Below are 17,518 nucleotides of genomic sequence, written 5' to 3'. Positions count from 1 at the left end.
CAATGATCTACCTTTGAGTGTGAGTATGTCGTCTACGGTATCTGTGCCTATTTATCAAACAATTTACCGTCTAGGCACACTTTACTCAGGTTATCGACTGATTATTGCCTTTTGTTTAATCATTATTTTTCTGATTACCTTAGAAAATCAGCCTGTTCACTACGAATACCCAAGTTTATATTTTTATTCGATTGCGACCTTTACCATCATTGCAGCATTGCAAATGATGTTGTTGAAATTTTACCCTCATGGCGTTGCACAGCAGTTTATTGGCTTTTTTATTGTTGATATTCCATTCCTCAGTATCTTGGTATTTGCGCTGAATGGTCCAAATTTAGCCATCAGTATTTTATTTGTGATTGCAGTCTTTACTGCAAATTTTTTACTGAGTAAAAACAAAGCATTATTTATTACCTTAGTGTCTGTCATTGCCATTATCTATCAGCAATTTCTGGGCAGTTATTTTGATTTTTCTAATTTAAATAATATTAGTAATAGTGCCTTATTGGCTTTCTTGTTTTTTATGGTGTACGGAATCGGGCAAATTGCAATCAACCGTTTTCAGGTTCTTGAGTCCTTAAATACGTACCAATCTTTAGAGCTTTTTAAGCTACAAAATATCAACCGCTATATTTTAGAACAAATCGAAGTCGGTTATTTGGTACTCGATGAAAAATGTAAAATTATTGTCAGTAATCCTGCCGCATGTTCACTATTAGGAATATCACCCCTGTATGCACATGAACAATATCATTTATCCAATTTCCAGCCTGATCTCTATGAAATTCTAAAAGATGCGATGTTTCGAGATGGTGAGCGTTTTCAATTTGAATCACAGCAATCCTCATTTACCGTTGATATTCGGGTACAAAAACTGATTGTTCCACATCAGGCGCTGACACTTCTTGTACTTGAAGATGCACAAAAAATAAATCAAAAGGTACAACAGCTTAAACTTGCAGCATTGGGACAATTATCAGCAAGTATTGCTCATGAAATTCGTAATCCACTCGCTGCCATTGCGCAGGCAAATGATCTTTTTCTGATGAGTGATGAACAGCAGCAAGCATTACTCCATCAAATGATTACCAAGCAGACTGTCCGTATTAACAGTATTATCAAAGATACTTTAGATATGGCAAAAAACAAAAAAACCCATGCCAGTCAAATCGACTTACCACTATTTTTAGAAGATTTATTGTTACACGATTTAAGTGATGCTCAAGCTAAAATCCAAACTGAAATTGAAGCAGATCTTGTGATTTATTTTGATGATTCTCAATTAAGGCAAGTACTTGTCAATCTATTGCGTAATGCATTACGCCATAATGATCAAAATGCGGAATACGTTTTGGTCAAGGCGTTTAAAAATGACACGCATATTTGTATAGATGTGATTGATTATGGGAAAGGCGTCACAAAACAAGACCTTTCACAATTATTTCAGCCATTTTTTAGTACCGAAATCAATGGAACTGGTTTAGGATTGTACCTATCGCAAACTATATGCGAAGCAAATCAAGCGAAATTAATTTACGTTGAGCAAAAACAACAAGGGGCATGCTTTCGTATCGAATGCCCACGCATGGATTAGATTAGGTTTTTGGGGATATGACTACACGACAACCATTGGTGTTACTTGTAGATGATGAACAAGATTTATGTATGTTGATGCAAATGAGCCTATCGCGAATGGGTATCAAAACACATATGGCACATCATTTACAGCAAGCCAAATATTTTTTTAGTGAATATAAATATGATGCCTGTATTACAGATTTAAACTTGCCTGATGGGAGTGGTTTAGATTTAGTCAAACATGTATCGCAACATTATCCTAAAACGCCAATCGCTGTACTCACAGCATATGGCAATATGGAAATCGCAATTGCATCACTTAAAGCTGGGGCTTTTGATTTCGTTAGCAAACCAATCAATCAACTACATTTACAGCAACTTTTACAAAAAGCTTTACATGTTCCTCAGTTGAGTGAAACTGTAACTAAAGCCCCACTTGAAGAGTCCATGCTCATTGGCGACTCGCAAATCATTCGTAAATTAAGAGAATCGATTAAAAAAATTGCCCGTTCACAAGCACCTGTTTTTATTACAGGGGAGTCTGGTACAGGGAAAGAAGTGGTTGCGAATCTTATTCATTTACTCAGTAACCGCAGTGATAGTCCATTTATTGCAATCAACTGCGGGGCTATCTCTGAAGAACTGATGGAAAGTGAGCTTTTCGGACATAAGAAAGGCTGTTTCTCTGGCGCAACGCAAGATAAACAAGGCTTGGTTCAGGCTGCCAATGGTGGCACATTGTTCTTGGATGAAGTCGCAGAATTGTCTTTAGCCATGCAAGCTAAACTTTTACGTGCTGTTCAGGAAAAGAAAATCCGTCCTTTGGGTAGCGATACTGAAATAGAAGTTGACTTTCGAATCATCAGTGCAACGCATCAAAATATCGAAGCTCTGGTTGAACAAGGGAAGTTCCGCCATGACTTGTTTTTTAGAATCCATGTCATGGATATTACACTCCCGCCATTACGTGATCGCGAACGTGACATCTTGATTTTAGCCAATCATTTTATTCAACAAATTTGTACTGAATGGCGAATTCCGAGCAAATCATTCACAGATGCAGCAAAAGCATTTCTTTTACAGCAACATTATTCTGGTAATGTTCGTGAACTGCGCAATATTATTGAAAAAGCCATCACGATGTGTGATGAGGATTCTATCGATATTCAACAACTCCAACCTGCGCCACAACGGAGCAGTATTAACAAAATTGAATCCTTTGAGTCTGTTCCGACCAACCATACGGCGATTGAACTTCCAAACAAAGCACCGAATATTCCGAAAGAAGGCTTGGAGCAATATTTGGAAAATGTTGAAAAAGAAGTCTTGTTATCTGCATTAAATCAAACCCATTGGAATCGGACCTTAGCTGCGAAAAAACTCGGCATGACCTTTCGATCTTTACGTTATCGTTTGAAAAAGTTTGGTCTAGATACTGATGATGAATAGAATCTGCTGATATTGATCTCGAACAATAATAAATTTTGTTCATAATCAAAAAAAGCTGAGCATCAAATACTCAGCTTTTTTATGTCATTCACATTCGATCAGCGATGTTTTAATAATTGGTCTGCAACATTATTTAAATAAGTTTCTTCTTTTTGATCCAATGCCCAAGGATATTCCCAATTCGGACGAATCCCCTGCCCATCAATCATATTGCCATTCGGGGTATAATAATGCGAAACAGTCATCTGTAAAGCTGCGCCATTTGGCAACGGAAATAACTTCTGTACCACACCTTTGCCATAGCTTTTCTCACCTGCCACCCATGCACGTTGATGTTCTTTCATGGCAGCAGTAAATACTTCAGCTGCTGAAGCAGAACGACCATTGATCAAAATACCCAATTTAATATTTGAAAATTCATCACCGGGTAGAGCCTGAAACTGTTGATTTCCTTCGGAACGACTTTTGGTTGAAACAATAATTCCCTGATTTAAAAATAAATCGGCTGTTTCAACGGCCGCAGAAAGTAAGCCACCCGGATTATTACGCAGGTCGAATAAAACTGCCTTGGTTTTTTGAGTGCTATATTCTTCGATTAATCGTTTAATTTCGTTCGCAGTATCTTGTTGAAAAACTTTAACTTTAAGCACCAAAACCTGATTATGCAACATCACAGGTTCAATATCAGCAACATCAAGCTTACGATTTCTGACTACTGTGATTGCAGGGCTTTTCTCATTCAGTTGTAATTGAAATGTAGAGCCGATCGAACCATGCAACAAATCTTCGACTTGTTCTGCATTTAAATTTTTCAACTCTTGATTTTCAATTTTAAAAATGGTGAATCCATTTTTTAAACCTAATTTAAATGAATCAGCATTGTCTCGTAGATTCTGAATTTTCCACTGATGAATATGGCTATCAAAGCCCAATTCAAAGTCTGCTGTTGCAAGATCACTCTCGGTATATTGCATCAGTTGTTTATATTCTTCAGGGCTTAAATAACGCGAATAACGGTCTAAGCCACCGACCAAGCCTTTAATAGCTTGCAGGAACAGTACATCATCCGGCTTTTCTTGAACATAGTTGTCTTTGACAATCCCATAAATCTGAACAAATTGTTCAATTGATTCAATTGGAACTTCTGCAATGCTTTCTTTAACATCACCATCAAAATCAAGTGTGGCAGCATTTTCGGCTGCCCAAACGGAATGGCTTCCACAAGTTAATAACCCTGTTAATACAGCAACATACTTCCAAGCTTGAACCATTCCCGCACCTAAATTTGAATAATGATATTTAGACTTTTAACGTAATTAAATTGCGACCTTGCATTTCTTTCGGTACAGGAAGCTGCATTAAAGTTAAGATTGTTGGAGCAACATCTGCAAGCACGCCATCTTCTGCAATTGCTGCTGAAGTCGGACCAACATAAATAAACGGTACAAGTTCTGTGGTATGTTGAGTATGCACCTGACCACTTACATAGTCTTGCATTTGCTCAACATTACCATGATCGGCAGTAATCAACATATGTCCATGTTTTGCCATAACAGCGTCATATAAACGCCCCAAACTTACATCAACTGCTTCAACTGCTTTGACTGCCGCATCAAATACACCTGTATGCCCGACCATATCACCATTTGCATAGTTCACGACCAGAAGATCAAACTCACCTGAGTTAATCGCCTCGACAAGTTTGTCAGTGACTTCAGGTGCGCTCATCTCAGGTTGTAAATCATAAGTCGCGACTTTAGGTGACGGGATTAAAATGCGCTTTTCCCCAGGGTATTCATCTTCACGTCCACCACTAAAGAAGAATGTCACATGGGCATATTTTTCTGTTTCCGCAATACGCAATTGCGTTTTACCTAAAGATGAAAGGTACTCACCAATTGAATTTTTTAATTCTTCTGGCATATAAGCCACAGGCGCATCAATAGTTGCTTGATAGCGAGTCAACATGACAAACTTTGACAGTTGAGGAACCACTTTACGCTCAAAGCCAGCAAAATCTTTTTCTACAAAAGCTTTGGTGATTTCACGGGCACGATCCGCACGGAAGTTCATAAAGACAATGCTATCACCATCTTGAACTTTGGCGATGTCGCCAATACGGGTTGCTTTTACAAACTCATCATTTTCATTTGCTGCATAGGCCTGTTCTAAACCTTCAGTTGCTGAATCAACAACACGCAAAGCTTCACCTTCAGTCATTAAGCGATAGGTTTGCTCTACACGGTCCCAGCGATTATCACGATCCATTGCGAAGTAACGACCAATCATTGTCGCAATACGACCTTGTTGAGGGTACTGTGCGAAGACTGCATCCAATTTTTCCAAAGAAGGTTTTGCACTGCGTGGAGGAGTATCACGACCATCTAGGAAGGCATGTAAATAAACTTTTGCACCACGTTTTAAAGCCAACTCACACATTGCAATAATATGATCTTGATGTGAATGTACACCACCTTCTGACAACAAGCCCATAATATGGACAGCGCCATTTGCCGCTTTGGCTTTTTCTACAGCATCAATCAATACTTCATGTTCAAAAAAAGCACCAGTACGAATGTCTTTGGTAATACGAGTGAAGTCTTGGTATAACACACGACCTGCACCCAAGTTCATATGCCCCACTTCTGAGTTGCCCATTTGCCCATCAGGCAAACCAACGTCTTCACCTGAACCTGAAATTAAACTATGCGGATGCTTTTCTTGCATCATGGTTAGATTTGGCGTCTTGGCTGCTAAAAACGCATTATCTTCGACCGCTTCACGATGACCCACACCATCCATAATCACCAGAACGTGAGGGATTTTGCCAGCAGTTGCATCCGTCATGATTTACACTCTTTTTACTGTTTACAAATTAATCATCATATCTTACCGTTTTTTTACGGCAGACTCTATCCTTAGACAATGGCAATAACTGTTTGCCACAATCTAAAATTCTTATCTCATTCGCTGTAGTTGATTGCTATATACCGATTTCTTATATAACGATTTCTTATCGAGCCCGATACAATAAGTAGCTCCCTATACCAAACATAAATACGATCGGTAAAAAAACAAACCATGCGGGTGATGGAGCATAAATCAGACTGGCATAACCTAAAAAGTCCTGCACATAATAAAATGCCAAACCCACAAATAAGGCAATCACCAAACGGAATCCCATAGATTGCTGACGCAATGGTCCAAAAATAAATGAACAAGCAATCAAAACCAGTGCCAGCAAGGCAAAAGGTGAACCTACATTTTTCCAGAATGCCAATAAATAGGTTTTCGGTACTTGACTATATTCATGCATATAATCCATAAAACTTAACAACTGACTTGGTGCTAAATCTTCTGGATCAATCGTCACCATATGGACATACTTAGGTTGTAGCGCAAGAGCTAGATTTTGCTGATTTTGATCAACCACTTGTGCTTGACCATTGGCAAGTAAATTGACTTGAGCCGTCTGTTTTAAATTCCATTGCCCTTCTTTTAAAAATTGACCTTCTTCAGAATTGAGCAAAGATTTCATTCGATAATTTTCATCGAAATCCACCACCTGAACTTGTTTCAACGTACCTTGTGAATTGGCATAATCAATATAAATAAACCGTTGTCCCTCGCGTGTCCAATAGCCTTTTACTTCACCCAATGCTGCAACGCTACGGTGACTTTTAATGCTTTTGGCTTGCTCATTGGTATAAGGAATCACAAATTCACTCAAAGCAAAAGAAAGAATCACCAAAAGCATTGCAGAACGCATTACCCATCCAACAATGCGCCATAAGCTAATGCCTGCAGCACGCATGACAATTAACTCACTATTTGATGCCATAGAGCCTAAACCCAAAACGGCACCAATCAAAGCTGCAATAGGAAGGATTTCATAGAGATAACGAGGTGCCCCCCACAAAACATACTGCAATGCATTCCACGCTGTATAATTGTCTTTTAAGCTACTGAGCTCACCTAAATAGGTAAATAAAATTTGCAAAATGGAAAGCACAGCTGTTGCGCCTACCATAGCGAGTACTGTGGTCTTGGTCACATGTTTTGCGACAATTCTACGTGCTAACATTATGATTTCACTCGCTGTATTTGCTTCTTAATCTTCGGTGCCAACTTCTGCTTTCTTGAAAATAAAGCAGCGGCAATCGCATAGAACAAGAGTATTGCAGGATATGCCCAAATCCCAACTTCATCTTTACTGATCCTTGTTCTAATCGCCATCAACGCCACAATCAAACTGGCGAAAATCAATAAGGCTGGGAAGAGTTTAAGATAGCGACCTTGACGTGGACTGACTTCACACAAAGCCGTTGCTAACATTAAAGCTACAATCATTGAGAATGGGACAAATAACCGCCATCCCAATTCACTTTGTATGACTGGATCATCTTTATTTTCAAGTAATTTGCCAAAACCGAGTGCTTCAACCTCATCACTTTCAAACTTTGCTTCTTTATTATTTTCTAAACGTAAACGGTAGGTTTGAAATTCAGTTTGACTATATTTCGGCGTACCTGGATAAATTTCATAGCGTCGCCCCAGAACCAAGTCCACAACACTTGCAGTTTCATTCGCCATTTCCACACGGGTCGCTTCTTTCGCCAAAATCATGACATCAGGCTTACCTTCTTTCTCTGCACGCTGATAAAAGAAAATATCTTTAAGATTTTTTCGATCTTCAGACAGAGAACCAGCATAGATGGTATATGCACCCGATGAAATAAATTCTCTGGGTCGAACTAAATCAAATCCAGTTCGTACAGCTTGGGTAGAAACCAATTGCCCATACTGACGAAGTCCCCAAGGTGAAATCCAGATCATTAATGCACTTTGTACAAGCAAATAAACAATGGTTAATGGAATTAATAATCGAGCAACCTGAATGCGACTGATTCCACTCCCGTTGAGCACGGCCATTTCATGGTCAACATATAAACGACCAAAAACCAACATCAGCCCAATAAAGAAACCCAAAGGAAGGATTAAGGTCAAGAACTCAGGTAAACGAAATCCAATAATACTCAATAGAATACTTGGGTCTACACGCCCCATTGCAGCACGACCAAATTGCTTAATCAATTGCCCACCCATCATGATGAGTGTCAATAATGCAACCACCACTAAGGAGGTCGAAACGACTTGTTTGACAAGGTAGCGTCGAATAATCAAATTAATCTTCCAAATAAGGGTAGTATCATGACGTAGCGCTAGTTTACCCGAAGTTAAAATTATAAAACTAGATTGAAATTCTACCATTTGAAGTGGTTCAATGGTTTAATGATTTGAAATGTACAACAGGCACAAAGACAACATATGAAACTTACGATTAACACGTCATTTTCAGCGTCTACATCTCGCCAGGCGTTATTTATTCTGGTGGATTCTGAAAACTTAAAACAGGTCCAAGAAACATATAAAATCAATGACTTAAACACATTGATTGATAGCGTTCAATATAAAGCAAGCTTGAATGAAACTTTACCACTGATCGGAAAGCTAACTCAAGTTGCGCAATGTACCTTAATTGGTTTAGATAAAGCATCTGATGTCAAAGTTGCAAAATTAGCAAAAATCGCACAAACCATTATCAAAGCGTCACAAAAAAAATTCCAACAAGTCAGTATTGATATTTCTGCGCTCCCTTCAGGGTTGCACTATTTATTTGCATTAAGCCTGACTCAAGCCGCGTATGGTTATGATGAGTATAAATCTAAAAAGAATGAATTTAGCTTAGAAAGTATTGAATTTATTGCGACACAATCAGATTTAAATAGCGAAAAACTGCATTTGATCTCTGCTGTGCAAAAGGGTCAAAACTTTACCCGCGACTTAGGCAATTGCCCACCAAATATTTGTTTTCCAGAATATTTAGCAGAACAAGCGCGTGCTTTAGCCGCTGAATTTCCTGATTTGCTGAAAGTGACTGTACTCGAAGAACAGCAATTGGCTGATTTAGGCATGAACGCTTTTCTCGCTGTCAGCAAAGGTTCTGATCGACCAGGACGTGTAATTACACTCGAATATAAGGCAGATATAGACCAAGCACCAATTGTATTGGTTGGTAAAGGTGTTACTTTTGATACAGGCGGTATTTCACTAAAACCAGGCTTAGGCATGGATGAGATGAAATTTGATATGTGTGGTTCAGCATCGGTATTGGGTACTATCCGTGCCCTATGTGAAGCAAAACTACCGATTCATGTGGTCGGTGCAATTGCTGCCGCTGAAAACATGCCATCAGGTCATGCAACCCGCCCTGGCGATATTGTCACCACCATGAGTGGGCAAACTGTTGAAATTTTAAATACTGATGCAGAAGGTCGTTTGGTACTTTGCGATACGTTAACCTATATCAAGCGTTTCAATCCTGTGCTGGTTATTGATATTGCAACATTAACAGGTGCTTGTGTGGTTGCACTAGGTTCTGTTGTCTCAGGCTTATTTACACCTGATGATGAACTCGCAGAAGAAATTACGGCAGCAGGACACGCATCATTTGACCGTGTATGGCGTATGCCAGTTTATGAGGACTATCAAGAGCAACTTGACTCGCCATTTGCGGATATTGCCAATATCGGTGGTCCAAAAGCAGGCGCAGTCACCGCAGCGTGTTTCTTGGAACGCTTTACTCGTGATTACCGTTGGGCGCACTTGGATATTGCAGGTACAGCATGGAACTCTGGCGCAAACAAAGGAGCTACTGGTCGTCCAGTACCATTACTCATGCAATTCATTGCCAATCGTGTAAAAACTAATGGCTAAAATTAGCTTTTACTTGTTTGAAAAAAGCCCTGAACGACAAGTTGAAAGTGCTTGTCGTTTATGTCGTAAAATTCTACGAAATGCAGCTAAAATTTGGCTGCATTGCCCTGATGTGAATATGCAACAACAACTGGATGAATATTTGTGGTCTTTTGATCCCACTAGTTTTTTGGCGCATGGTATTGATCAAGTCGATGCACCGATCTGTATTTCCCCCAAACTTCCCGAATCATCTGAATGGATTGTGTTTAATTTTAACAGTCAAGCACTTGAACAAGTGACACAATTTAGTCACATTATAGAAATTATCGAAAATGATGAGTCTGCTAAGCAAGTTGGTCGAGAGAAATACAAAGCCTATCGACACATGGGTACTCAGCCTCAAACCTATAAGTTATAAATTTTAAACATTTTCCCAAGGAGATATGCGGTGACATTAAATGTCGGTCAAGATTTTAAAAAGCGTTGGTTAGACACGCCTGAGGCTGTACGCCAAACTTTTGTAGATGACCTCAATCGCATCTGTGATCTTCTCAGCCCAAAAACGGATGTACAACAGTGGTTAAGCAACGACCAACGTGAAATGCAAGTTGCTCAACTCAAAGTAGAACAAGCTTATGCTGACTTAAAAGCTCAATTGATCGAAGAAGCCCGTGTTCGTAAACAATTAGCACTAGAGAAAGCTTTAGCTGAAAAACGTGCACAACAAGATGCTTATAATTTAGAACTACAAAAAGATGAAACTCAGCAATATGAACAACAAACACTAAACTTACAAAATTTACGTCAGCAAATTGATCTTGAAATTTCAATTTATAGTGAAAAATATACCAAGAATCCTGATACACCAGCGATCGACTATGCCAATGGTCAATTTGCTGTTGCAGATGCACAGATCACCTCGGAGCTAGAAAGTGTCCGTCTTCGTCTTGAATTAGAAGCTGAAACATTGATTGAACAAGCGGTAGATGCCTTTCGCAGTAAACTTCAAACAGCAGCAAAAGATGAAATAGAATATATTTTAGCAAATTCCAATTTCTCAGCAGAAAAATAGAAAAGCTTATCTATTTTATATCTAAAGCCTTTTTGACTTGTCACGAAAATGCAATATCTTTGTCACAAAATAGTCATGCTAGATAGCCTTGATAAATGATCTTGTAACAATTAGGGCAAAATAAATGATGTGATAAATACTATTTTTATATGCTATAGCAAAGTATTTATCACCTTAATCAGGATGAATAAAATGGATCTGCTCAAGCAAATTTCGACCCGAATTGCTCAACTGCGTTCAGGAGAAAAATGGACCCTGTCTATACAAGATTTATTCATTAGTCGTGCAGATTTTCAATCACTGTCGGTATTTCTTTGTCGAGAATCAGAGAAAGGCAGTTTTTCACTCAAAAATACTGATCAAACCAAATCACGATTTGGTCATACATCACTCACCATTATCAAAAATTAATGTGTGCGGTATTGATAAAAGAAACGTCAAACCTGAGTCAAAATCAACTGCTCATCCTTAGGACTTTTTAATGAAGCATCACCTAGATGAAGCCCTATGTTATTTAAGCTTTAGCGGCAAAGTTTGGCAATAAAAGTTTGATATGATTCAACAATAGATTGATTTTATTGATCAGGAGACATTATATTTTATTGCAGGTGTTTTTAAGCAGATTGACCATATGTAATGATAGCACTTTCAAGTTGGTCAAGCTGAATCATATTTAAAAACATTGCTAAGCTGAATTCAAAAAAACGCTCCATAAAGAAAACGCTCAATGACGTTTTCTTTACTTCAAAAATGACAATATCATCCACAAATAATCTTTGAAATTAGCTTAGCTTCAATTCTAAGATGCTCATTTTGATCTGCATCAAGTTCAATTAAATATTTTCCATTGGAATAAAAAATAGTGTCATCTTTTAAAGCGAAGCTCATCACCCCTCGCTTTAATGTCGTCATTTCACCCGTGGGTGACATTTTAACCAACTCCCAAGACTTTGGAATCATGCCAGGGTATTTTTCTCCAGACTTCTGATTACGCTCTAAATTTTGTTGAGCTTTGATCAGATTACCTTCAACAAATAATTCTTCTTCTGACTTTTGTTGAGACTTGGCAGGATTATTCCCTGATGTTGTTTTTAACGATTCCCCTGTATAACGCTGTGTAAAAAAATCTAACCAGCCCACAATTGCCCGAATAATTTTAAATGGTGCAAAAATAATATCTTTTATTGTGGTCACTGGCGAATGATGACTACCATCACGTGAATAAGGTCTTTTAATAAAATATAAATTTCCTAAACTATCCATTTTAGGTTTAAAGAAATCAAATTTCGGGTCCGAAGCAACCGTTTGTAACTCACCTGTCCCCATATCTAAATGGTAGATTTCCTTTGGGCTATAAGCAATTCGATGCTCGCCATAAGCTAGACCACAAGAGTCATAATAAAGTTGCATAGTATCTTGTGGATCAAAACATGGATTTGAGTCCTGACAGTCGCCTTCAGTTAAATACTGTGTCCGATTCGCGTCTAAAGGTAAAATACAAATATGGCGCTCATAACCATTTGAATTGACAGAGAGTGCTAATCGTTTTTTCGCTTCATCATATGCCATGTCCTGAACCACAAAATCATTTTTTCTGAGTATTAAACCTTCTGTTTCTTGCAAGTCATTGAGAGATTTAACATTAATTGATGTTCCTTCTTGTAAGCATGCGGTATAAATCATTTTATGATCCGATGTTAAGACCACATCGGTTGGAAAAATATAATTTAAATCAACTTGATCATCTTGTGAAAAATTTCCCGTAAACTGAGCACCGGTACCTTTGGTTTTCCACTCTTTACGCTGCTGAATCTCAACTAGATTTTTCTTATATTGGTCAATCGCTTGGCAAGGTACGGTTATACTTTTATTTCCATCCAATAAATATAAATTTTGATTTGATAAATAAAACAATGATGACATAAATATTCCTTTGTTCTACTGATGACGATGTAGTTGACGAGAACGTCACAACAGTATTTTTTCTAATCTTGTTCTTCAGCAATATAGCATAAGATCACAGTCAATCTTATATTTTAGTCTTGGTACACAGCAAATAATTTAAAATCAAATACTTAAAAATTTTTTAACAGACTAGCTATATGTTGCAAGTTTTCTTGAATGGTATAAGTTCTGATCACGAGTAACGAGAAAAGCAAAGGGAAAGTAAATTATTTTATCTTTGAATGATGTCGTAATGGTGAAATACATTAATTTCCCATTACGACCATAAGTTAAACAACAACTTTTGTTTCTTAAGGTTGCTTCAAATAAGGCCACGCTGCTTTGAGATAAATAAACATCGACCATAACGTCAAAATGACTGCTGTATACAGTAATGCGTAAGCTAACATTTCAAGAGGTTGCCAATTTAACAGAAATACCGTGATCGCAATCATTTGAAATGCTGTTTTATATTTACCTACAGTCGATACCGCAACATTGGTACGTGCACCTAATTCAGCCATCCACTCACGTAATGCTGAAACGGTAATCTCACGAGAAATAATTACAATTGCGGCAAACGCCATTGCGATCGTAGGTTGCCATTGCACCAATACAATTAAAGCTGCTGCAACCATCAATTTATCTGCAACGGGATCTAAAAAACGCCCAAATGCTGAGGTTTGGTTCAAGGTTCGAGCCAAATAGCCGTCAAACCAGTCCGTCACAGCAGCAATCACAAAAATTGCAGTCAAAATAATATGTCGTGTCATGCCACCTGTATGTCCACCTACTCCAATTGCAGGTGGCCAATAGGCGATGATTAAAAAAACTGGAATTAACGCAATCCGAGCAAGCGTCAAGATATTTGGAATATTCAGGATACGACCTGTAGTCATAGACACCGCCAGTGAGTCCCCTATTTACCCAATTTAATGGTAAATAATCATGCAGAGTAAAGCTCTATTTCATTCATACTTTATACGATTCACATAAAACTGTCGACTAGGCAAATACAGTAACTGTCTGTCTTGCAATCGCAATGAGGCGATTTTGCTCGTCCCATAAGTAGGCATGCTCTGTTGCATAGCCATGTTCAGCAAAGTCTGTGATCACTTGATATTTAAACCAATCATTCAACTGATTGTTAAGTGGATGAACCAAGGTGACATGCCAAGTGAGTGAACTGGCAGGCGCGGGTATTTTAAACATCGGCAAGACTCCTGGTGGCCAAACATCCATCAGCGTCAACAGATCTGCAACATGCATTTCACGATTACTGTGTAGATCAGGGTCAAAACGACAACGCCCAGCAAAATCAGGTTGCTTACTGCCTGACATGGGATAATTACCCTCGGTCCATCCCAATTGAAAATTCTTTACACATTCAGGAAAAGGTAAATACTTCGGCACAATACTCATTTGATCAAGTGATGGAAAATCAGGCACTTGCGGCTCTCTTGCGACCTGAATTTTTGAATCGCGCTGACTTCCAAAACTGGCAATAAGAATACTTTGCACAGCTTCATTTTGCCAAAGTCGAACCTCAATTGTTGTCACAGACTTGCCTTGACGAAGAATTTCAGCAGTTAATTTAACTTGTGCTTCTTCAACTGGACCCACAAACGTAATGCTACAGCTAAGCAGCTTTTTCCCAGTATCAGCAATGGTAGTGATGGCTTTATGAATCAACATACCAGCGACAAGACCGCCAAAAATTGTACGTCCTTGTAACCATCCTTGAGGAATATCAATCCATTGCTTTTGCTCAATCTGCTGAAACAGCGATTCTAATGACATGATCTGTCCAATTTTTTGACCTTTGCTGTACTGTTCCATATTTAAAGCAAGATGAAAATGATCAATGACTCATGCGTCAATGGTCGTTTTGGCAAATGTACCTTATCCCTGATAACAATGTATTACGGATAACAGGGGCAGTTTACTCATGCAAAACTTTATAAATCATACGTGCCATGACATCACCAAGACCCGGAACATTTTTTAAATCATGTTCTGAAGCCTTGAGTACACCTTGAATACCACCAAAATGGGTAAGTAAATCACGGCGGCGTTTTGGTCCTAAACCAGGAATTGCTTCAAGCACTGAACCACCTCGACGTTTATCACGCTTAGCGCGATGTTTGGTGATGGCAAAACGATGCGCTTCATCGCGGACTTGTTGAATCAAATGCAGGGCTTTATGGTCTTCTGGGAGTTGTATTTTTGTACCATCGGTAAAATGTAAGGTTTCTAAACCCGGTTTACGCCCCTCACCTTTAGAGACTCCAACCATAAACGCTTCTAAGCCCAACTCTTGCATCACTTCCATCGCCATATGTAACTGACCTTTGCCCCCATCGATCAGCAATAAATCGGGCAACATGGCTTTTTTATAACGTCGAGTCAGTGCTTGACGCATCGCAGCATAATCATCACCACCTGTAATGTCTTCGATGGAGAATTGTCGATAATCGCGCTTACGTGCCCCACCTGCATCGAACACCACACATGAAGCAATCGTTGCCTCACCCATCGTGTGGGAAATATCAAAACATTCAATACTGTCAATTGGGCGACCACACACTTGCTCAAGCTGATAAAAACGCTCATTTAGCTCTAAATGGTTGGCAAGTTTACCTTTGATGGCATGCTGTACATTCATTTCAGCCAACTCCAGCCATTCAGCACGTGTTTCTCGAACATTGTGTTTAATCTGAATTTTCTTTTCGAATTGTTGATGCAATGCTGCTTCTAATTCTTTCCGATCAGAAACCTCAACATTCACAATCAATTCAGCAGGGACTTCATCTGCCACTTGGAAATAGAAATTGGCAATAAAATCTGCCAACATTTGCCCCAGATCATCACCAAGCATATCTGGAAAATAACTTTTTCCACCCAGCATTTTGCCATTACGCACATGCATGATCTGTACACAGGTCACTCCTGCCTGATAGGCAATTGCCAAGATATCAGCCTCGCCTTTCACTTTATAAATGGCTTGTTGTGCCTGAACATCTCTAAGTAAAGCCATACGATCACGATAAAATACTGCTTTTTCAAATTCTAGATTCTCGGCAGCCTGTTCCATTTTTTGAATCAACTCCTGATTCAACTCTTTGGTATCACCATTGAGAAAGCGAATCGAGTTCTGAACGTCTTCATGGTAGGCTTCTGGGCTAATCAGTCCAACACAAGGTGCAGTACAACGTTTGATTTGATATTGTAGACACGGGCGTTTGCGCTGTGAAAAATAGCTATTTTCACACTGACGTACATTAAATAATTTCTGTAAAACGAGCAGGGTATCTCGCGCATTATATGCACTGGGATAAGGTCCAAAAAACTTACCCACTTGGTGTTTCCCTTTACCTCGTCCTGAGGCAATACGCGGGTAAGGTTTATCTGCGGATACAAAGATATAAACATATGACTTATCATCACGCAGCATAATGTTATATGGTGGACGATGCAGCTTAATTAGATTTTGTTCAAGCAACAATGCTTCTGTTTCAGAACGAACTACCAAGGTTTCAATATTATAGATTCGTGCAACCAATGCTTGAGTTTTGGGATGTTCAATGGTTTTGACAAAATAACTTGATACACGATTTTTTAGATTTTTGGCTTTTCCCACATATAACAATTCGCCATCTTTTCCCAGCATTTTATATACACCAGGTAAGGTGGTCATATGGGCTAAAATCTTTTCAATATTTGCACGTACGTTTTCGTTCACATTAAACCTGTTGTTCCGCTCTACACCTCATAATGTGATGCTTTAAAGTCTATTTTCAAGCATTTTTATTGTATTTAATTCTGAAACTGATTGTTAAAAATGAGGCTTTAACGATTAAAATATTTTTTTTAAAATATTGCGGCATTCGTTACCTCGCTCATTCGTTCTTCATCATATAATTTTGTTTGTGGATAAGGGCGATCGACATAGATTGGCGGAGCAGAAAAACAACCTCTAAACAGCCATTGTTTTGGATCAAAACGCTCCTCTTCTAGTGTATACCAGTCTTCACTGGTGTAATCTTTATTAGGATAGTAATCAGAATTCACGGTATATTGCGCGATTTGATCCTTTTTACAATGTATTGAAGCACGTGCAGAATCTACTTTATATTCACCCTGACCATCTAGAATATAAACAGGTGAAATATATTGATCTTGTGAAAGTTCAATTAAAAACTCATAATCTGAGTCAACCTTAATCGCCTTAGCCCAAACATCAGCAATATAAACCGGCTGTTGAAAACGTGCTTGTTCAAGCCCTGAAAGCGTTAAATAACGATAACGACCACCATCGTCATGCGCATTATATGCATTGATTAATGTTCCTTGAGGAAATACAAAACCATCATAAACATAATCCACTGGCAATATAAAACGTTTACGTTTTTCTTTATTTTCCATCGATACATTGACCTCATCACTTACTCGTTCTGACAGAAAAAACAGATAGATATTCCAGATATTGAAAACCGCAAAGAATACTAAAAAACCTTTTACTTTCAGTGACAAAAAATGCTGATCTGGAACCTTATTGATAAATTTTTGAATGAAATAGTTCAGTCCCAAGACAACCAAGATGATGCATGAAATCCCCCCTAATATTGGGCAGATAAATAACAAAAAGAATTGTAGAAAGCTAAAAGTACCAATAGGGATCATTATTGTTCTCGATGGTTCATGTTTAATTTAATG

16 protein-coding genes are annotated in these 17,518 nt (G+C 38.5%); 6 read left to right on the top strand and 10 right to left on the bottom strand.

The genetic code is table 11. From position 1 onward, the window contains the following. Positions 1 to 25: 25 nt before the first annotated feature. Together F938_RS22255 and F938_RS22250 are read left to right on the top strand one after the other, a co-directional pair. Positions 26 to 1,594, top strand: coding sequence for a sensor histidine kinase (locus F938_RS22255; RefSeq protein ID WP_004826317.1), 1,569 nt, complete (start codon positions 26 to 28; stop codon positions 1,592 to 1,594). Between the two features lie 17 nt (positions 1,595 to 1,611). Continuing rightward, on the top strand, positions 1,612 to 3,027 hold the full coding sequence (locus F938_RS22250; RefSeq protein ID WP_005035339.1) for a sigma-54-dependent transcriptional regulator: 1,416 nt from the start codon (positions 1,612 to 1,614) through the stop codon (positions 3,025 to 3,027). A gap of 98 nt (positions 3,028 to 3,125) precedes the next feature. On the opposite strand, the gene F938_RS22245 is transcribed toward F938_RS22250, so the two are convergent. The 4 genes from F938_RS22245 to lptF all read right to left on the bottom strand — a co-directional run bounded on the left by F938_RS22245 (position 3,126) and on the right by lptF (position 8,211). After that, the gene (locus F938_RS22245; RefSeq protein WP_005035337.1) at positions 3,126 to 4,298 is read right to left on the bottom strand and encodes a S41 family peptidase; all 1,173 of its coding nucleotides are present in this window, start codon (positions 4,296 to 4,298) and stop codon (positions 3,126 to 3,128) included. 28 nt (positions 4,299 to 4,326) lie between these two features. Further along, positions 4,327 to 5,874: a 2,3-bisphosphoglycerate-independent phosphoglycerate mutase gene (gpmI, locus tag F938_RS22240; protein ID WP_005035335.1), complete on the bottom strand. Its 1,548-nt coding sequence runs from the start codon at positions 5,872 to 5,874 to the stop codon at positions 4,327 to 4,329. 166 nt (positions 5,875 to 6,040) lie between these two features. Beyond that, positions 6,041 to 7,111 carry an LPS export ABC transporter permease LptG gene (gene lptG, locus F938_RS22235; protein ID WP_004826310.1) on the bottom strand — a complete coding sequence of 357 codons (1,071 nt, stop codon included), beginning with the start codon at positions 7,109 to 7,111 and terminating at the stop codon, positions 6,041 to 6,043. After that, the gene (gene lptF / locus F938_RS22230) at positions 7,111 to 8,211 is read right to left on the bottom strand and encodes an LPS export ABC transporter permease LptF (protein WP_010591214.1); all 1,101 of its coding nucleotides are present in this window, start codon (positions 8,209 to 8,211) and stop codon (positions 7,111 to 7,113) included. Before lptF ends, lptG begins: the two co-directional genes overlap by 1 nt. 144 nt (positions 8,212 to 8,355) lie before the next feature. On the opposite strand from lptF, the gene F938_RS22225 reads away from it, so the two are divergent. From F938_RS22225 to F938_RS22210, 4 genes are all read left to right on the top strand, one after another. Further along, the gene (locus F938_RS22225) at positions 8,356 to 9,804 is read left to right on the top strand and encodes a leucyl aminopeptidase (protein WP_005035330.1); all 1,449 of its coding nucleotides are present in this window, start codon (positions 8,356 to 8,358) and stop codon (positions 9,802 to 9,804) included. Beyond that, a complete protein-coding gene (locus F938_RS22220) occupies positions 9,797 to 10,204 on the top strand; it encodes a DNA polymerase III subunit chi (protein WP_005035328.1) in 408 nt (135 codons plus the stop codon). Before F938_RS22225 ends, F938_RS22220 begins: the two co-directional genes overlap by 8 nt. 30 nt (positions 10,205 to 10,234) lie before the next feature. Then, positions 10,235 to 10,858, top strand: coding sequence for a cell division protein BlhA (blhA, locus tag F938_RS22215; protein ID WP_005035326.1), 624 nt, complete (start codon positions 10,235 to 10,237; stop codon positions 10,856 to 10,858). 192 nt (positions 10,859 to 11,050) lie between these two features. After that, positions 11,051 to 11,269, top strand: coding sequence for a hypothetical protein (locus tag F938_RS22210; protein WP_004826300.1), 219 nt, complete (start codon positions 11,051 to 11,053; stop codon positions 11,267 to 11,269). A gap of 203 nt (positions 11,270 to 11,472) precedes the next feature. Here the strand turns inward: F938_RS22210 and F938_RS24405 are convergent, their stop codons facing one another. The 6 genes from F938_RS24405 to F938_RS22185 all read right to left on the bottom strand — a co-directional run bounded on the left by F938_RS24405 (position 11,473) and on the right by F938_RS22185 (position 17,227). Beyond that, positions 11,473 to 11,625: a hypothetical protein gene (locus F938_RS24405; RefSeq protein WP_154652949.1), complete on the bottom strand. Its 153-nt coding sequence runs from the start codon at positions 11,623 to 11,625 to the stop codon at positions 11,473 to 11,475. Next, positions 11,618 to 12,781 (bottom strand): hypothetical protein, encoded by a 1,164-nt coding sequence (locus F938_RS22205; protein ID WP_005035322.1) that lies wholly within the window; start codon positions 12,779 to 12,781, stop codon positions 11,618 to 11,620. Before F938_RS22205 ends, F938_RS24405 begins: the two co-directional genes overlap by 8 nt. A gap of 332 nt (positions 12,782 to 13,113) precedes the next feature. Next, positions 13,114 to 13,701 (bottom strand): CDP-diacylglycerol--glycerol-3-phosphate 3-phosphatidyltransferase, encoded by a 588-nt coding sequence (pgsA, locus tag F938_RS22200; protein ID WP_004826293.1) that lies wholly within the window; start codon positions 13,699 to 13,701, stop codon positions 13,114 to 13,116. Between the two features lie 106 nt (positions 13,702 to 13,807). Continuing rightward, a complete protein-coding gene (locus tag F938_RS22195; protein ID WP_005035319.1) occupies positions 13,808 to 14,602 on the bottom strand; it encodes a thioesterase family protein in 795 nt (264 codons plus the stop codon). A gap of 142 nt (positions 14,603 to 14,744) precedes the next feature. Next, complete coding sequence (gene uvrC / locus F938_RS22190) at positions 14,745 to 16,544, bottom strand: excinuclease ABC subunit UvrC (RefSeq protein WP_005035317.1); 1,800 nt, start codon at positions 16,542 to 16,544, stop codon at positions 14,745 to 14,747. 128 nt (positions 16,545 to 16,672) lie between these two features. Next, positions 16,673 to 17,227, bottom strand: a complete 555-nt coding sequence (locus F938_RS22185) for a hypothetical protein (protein WP_227567129.1) — start codon at positions 17,225 to 17,227, stop codon at positions 16,673 to 16,675. Positions 17,228 to 17,518: the final 291 nt, after the last annotated feature.

Source organism: Acinetobacter bereziniae LMG 1003 = CIP 70.12, assembly GCF_000368925.1.
Taxonomy (GTDB): domain Bacteria; phylum Pseudomonadota; class Gammaproteobacteria; order Pseudomonadales; family Moraxellaceae; genus Acinetobacter; species Acinetobacter bereziniae.
The sequence above is the reverse complement of the archived record's forward strand: the minus strand, read 5'-3'. Positions and strand labels throughout refer to the sequence as shown.

What these genes read in the sequence shown, in the direction of transcription:
- F938_RS22245 (WP_005035337.1), bottom strand. Translation starts at nt 4,298, where the DNA reads ATGGTTCAAGCTTGGAAGTATGTTGCTGTATTAACAGGGTTATTAACT.
- F938_RS22225 (WP_005035330.1), top strand. Translation starts at nt 8,356, where the DNA reads ATGAAACTTACGATTAACACGTCATTTTCAGCGTCTACATCTCGCCAG.
- F938_RS22220 (WP_005035328.1), top strand. Translation starts at nt 9,797, where the DNA reads ATGGCTAAAATTAGCTTTTACTTGTTTGAAAAAAGCCCTGAACGACAA.
- F938_RS22185 (WP_227567129.1), bottom strand. Translation starts at nt 17,227, where the DNA reads ATGGAAAATAAAGAAAAACGTAAACGTTTTATATTGCCAGTGGATTAT.
- F938_RS22205 (WP_005035322.1), bottom strand. Translation starts at nt 12,781, where the DNA reads ATGTCATCATTGTTTTATTTATCAAATCAAAATTTATATTTATTGGAT.
- pgsA (WP_004826293.1), bottom strand. Translation starts at nt 13,701, where the DNA reads ATGACTACAGGTCGTATCCTGAATATTCCAAATATCTTGACGCTTGCT.
- lptG (WP_004826310.1), bottom strand. Translation starts at nt 7,111, where the DNA reads ATGTTAGCACGTAGAATTGTCGCAAAACATGTGACCAAGACCACAGTA.
- F938_RS22210 (WP_004826300.1), top strand. Translation starts at nt 11,051, where the DNA reads ATGGATCTGCTCAAGCAAATTTCGACCCGAATTGCTCAACTGCGTTCA.
- F938_RS22250 (WP_005035339.1), top strand. Translation starts at nt 1,612, where the DNA reads ATGACTACACGACAACCATTGGTGTTACTTGTAGATGATGAACAAGAT.
- gpmI (WP_005035335.1), bottom strand. Translation starts at nt 5,874, where the DNA reads ATGACGGATGCAACTGCTGGCAAAATCCCTCACGTTCTGGTGATTATG.
- F938_RS22195 (WP_005035319.1), bottom strand. Translation starts at nt 14,602, where the DNA reads ATGTCATTAGAATCGCTGTTTCAGCAGATTGAGCAAAAGCAATGGATT.
- F938_RS22255 (WP_004826317.1), top strand. Translation starts at nt 26, where the DNA reads ATGTCGTCTACGGTATCTGTGCCTATTTATCAAACAATTTACCGTCTA.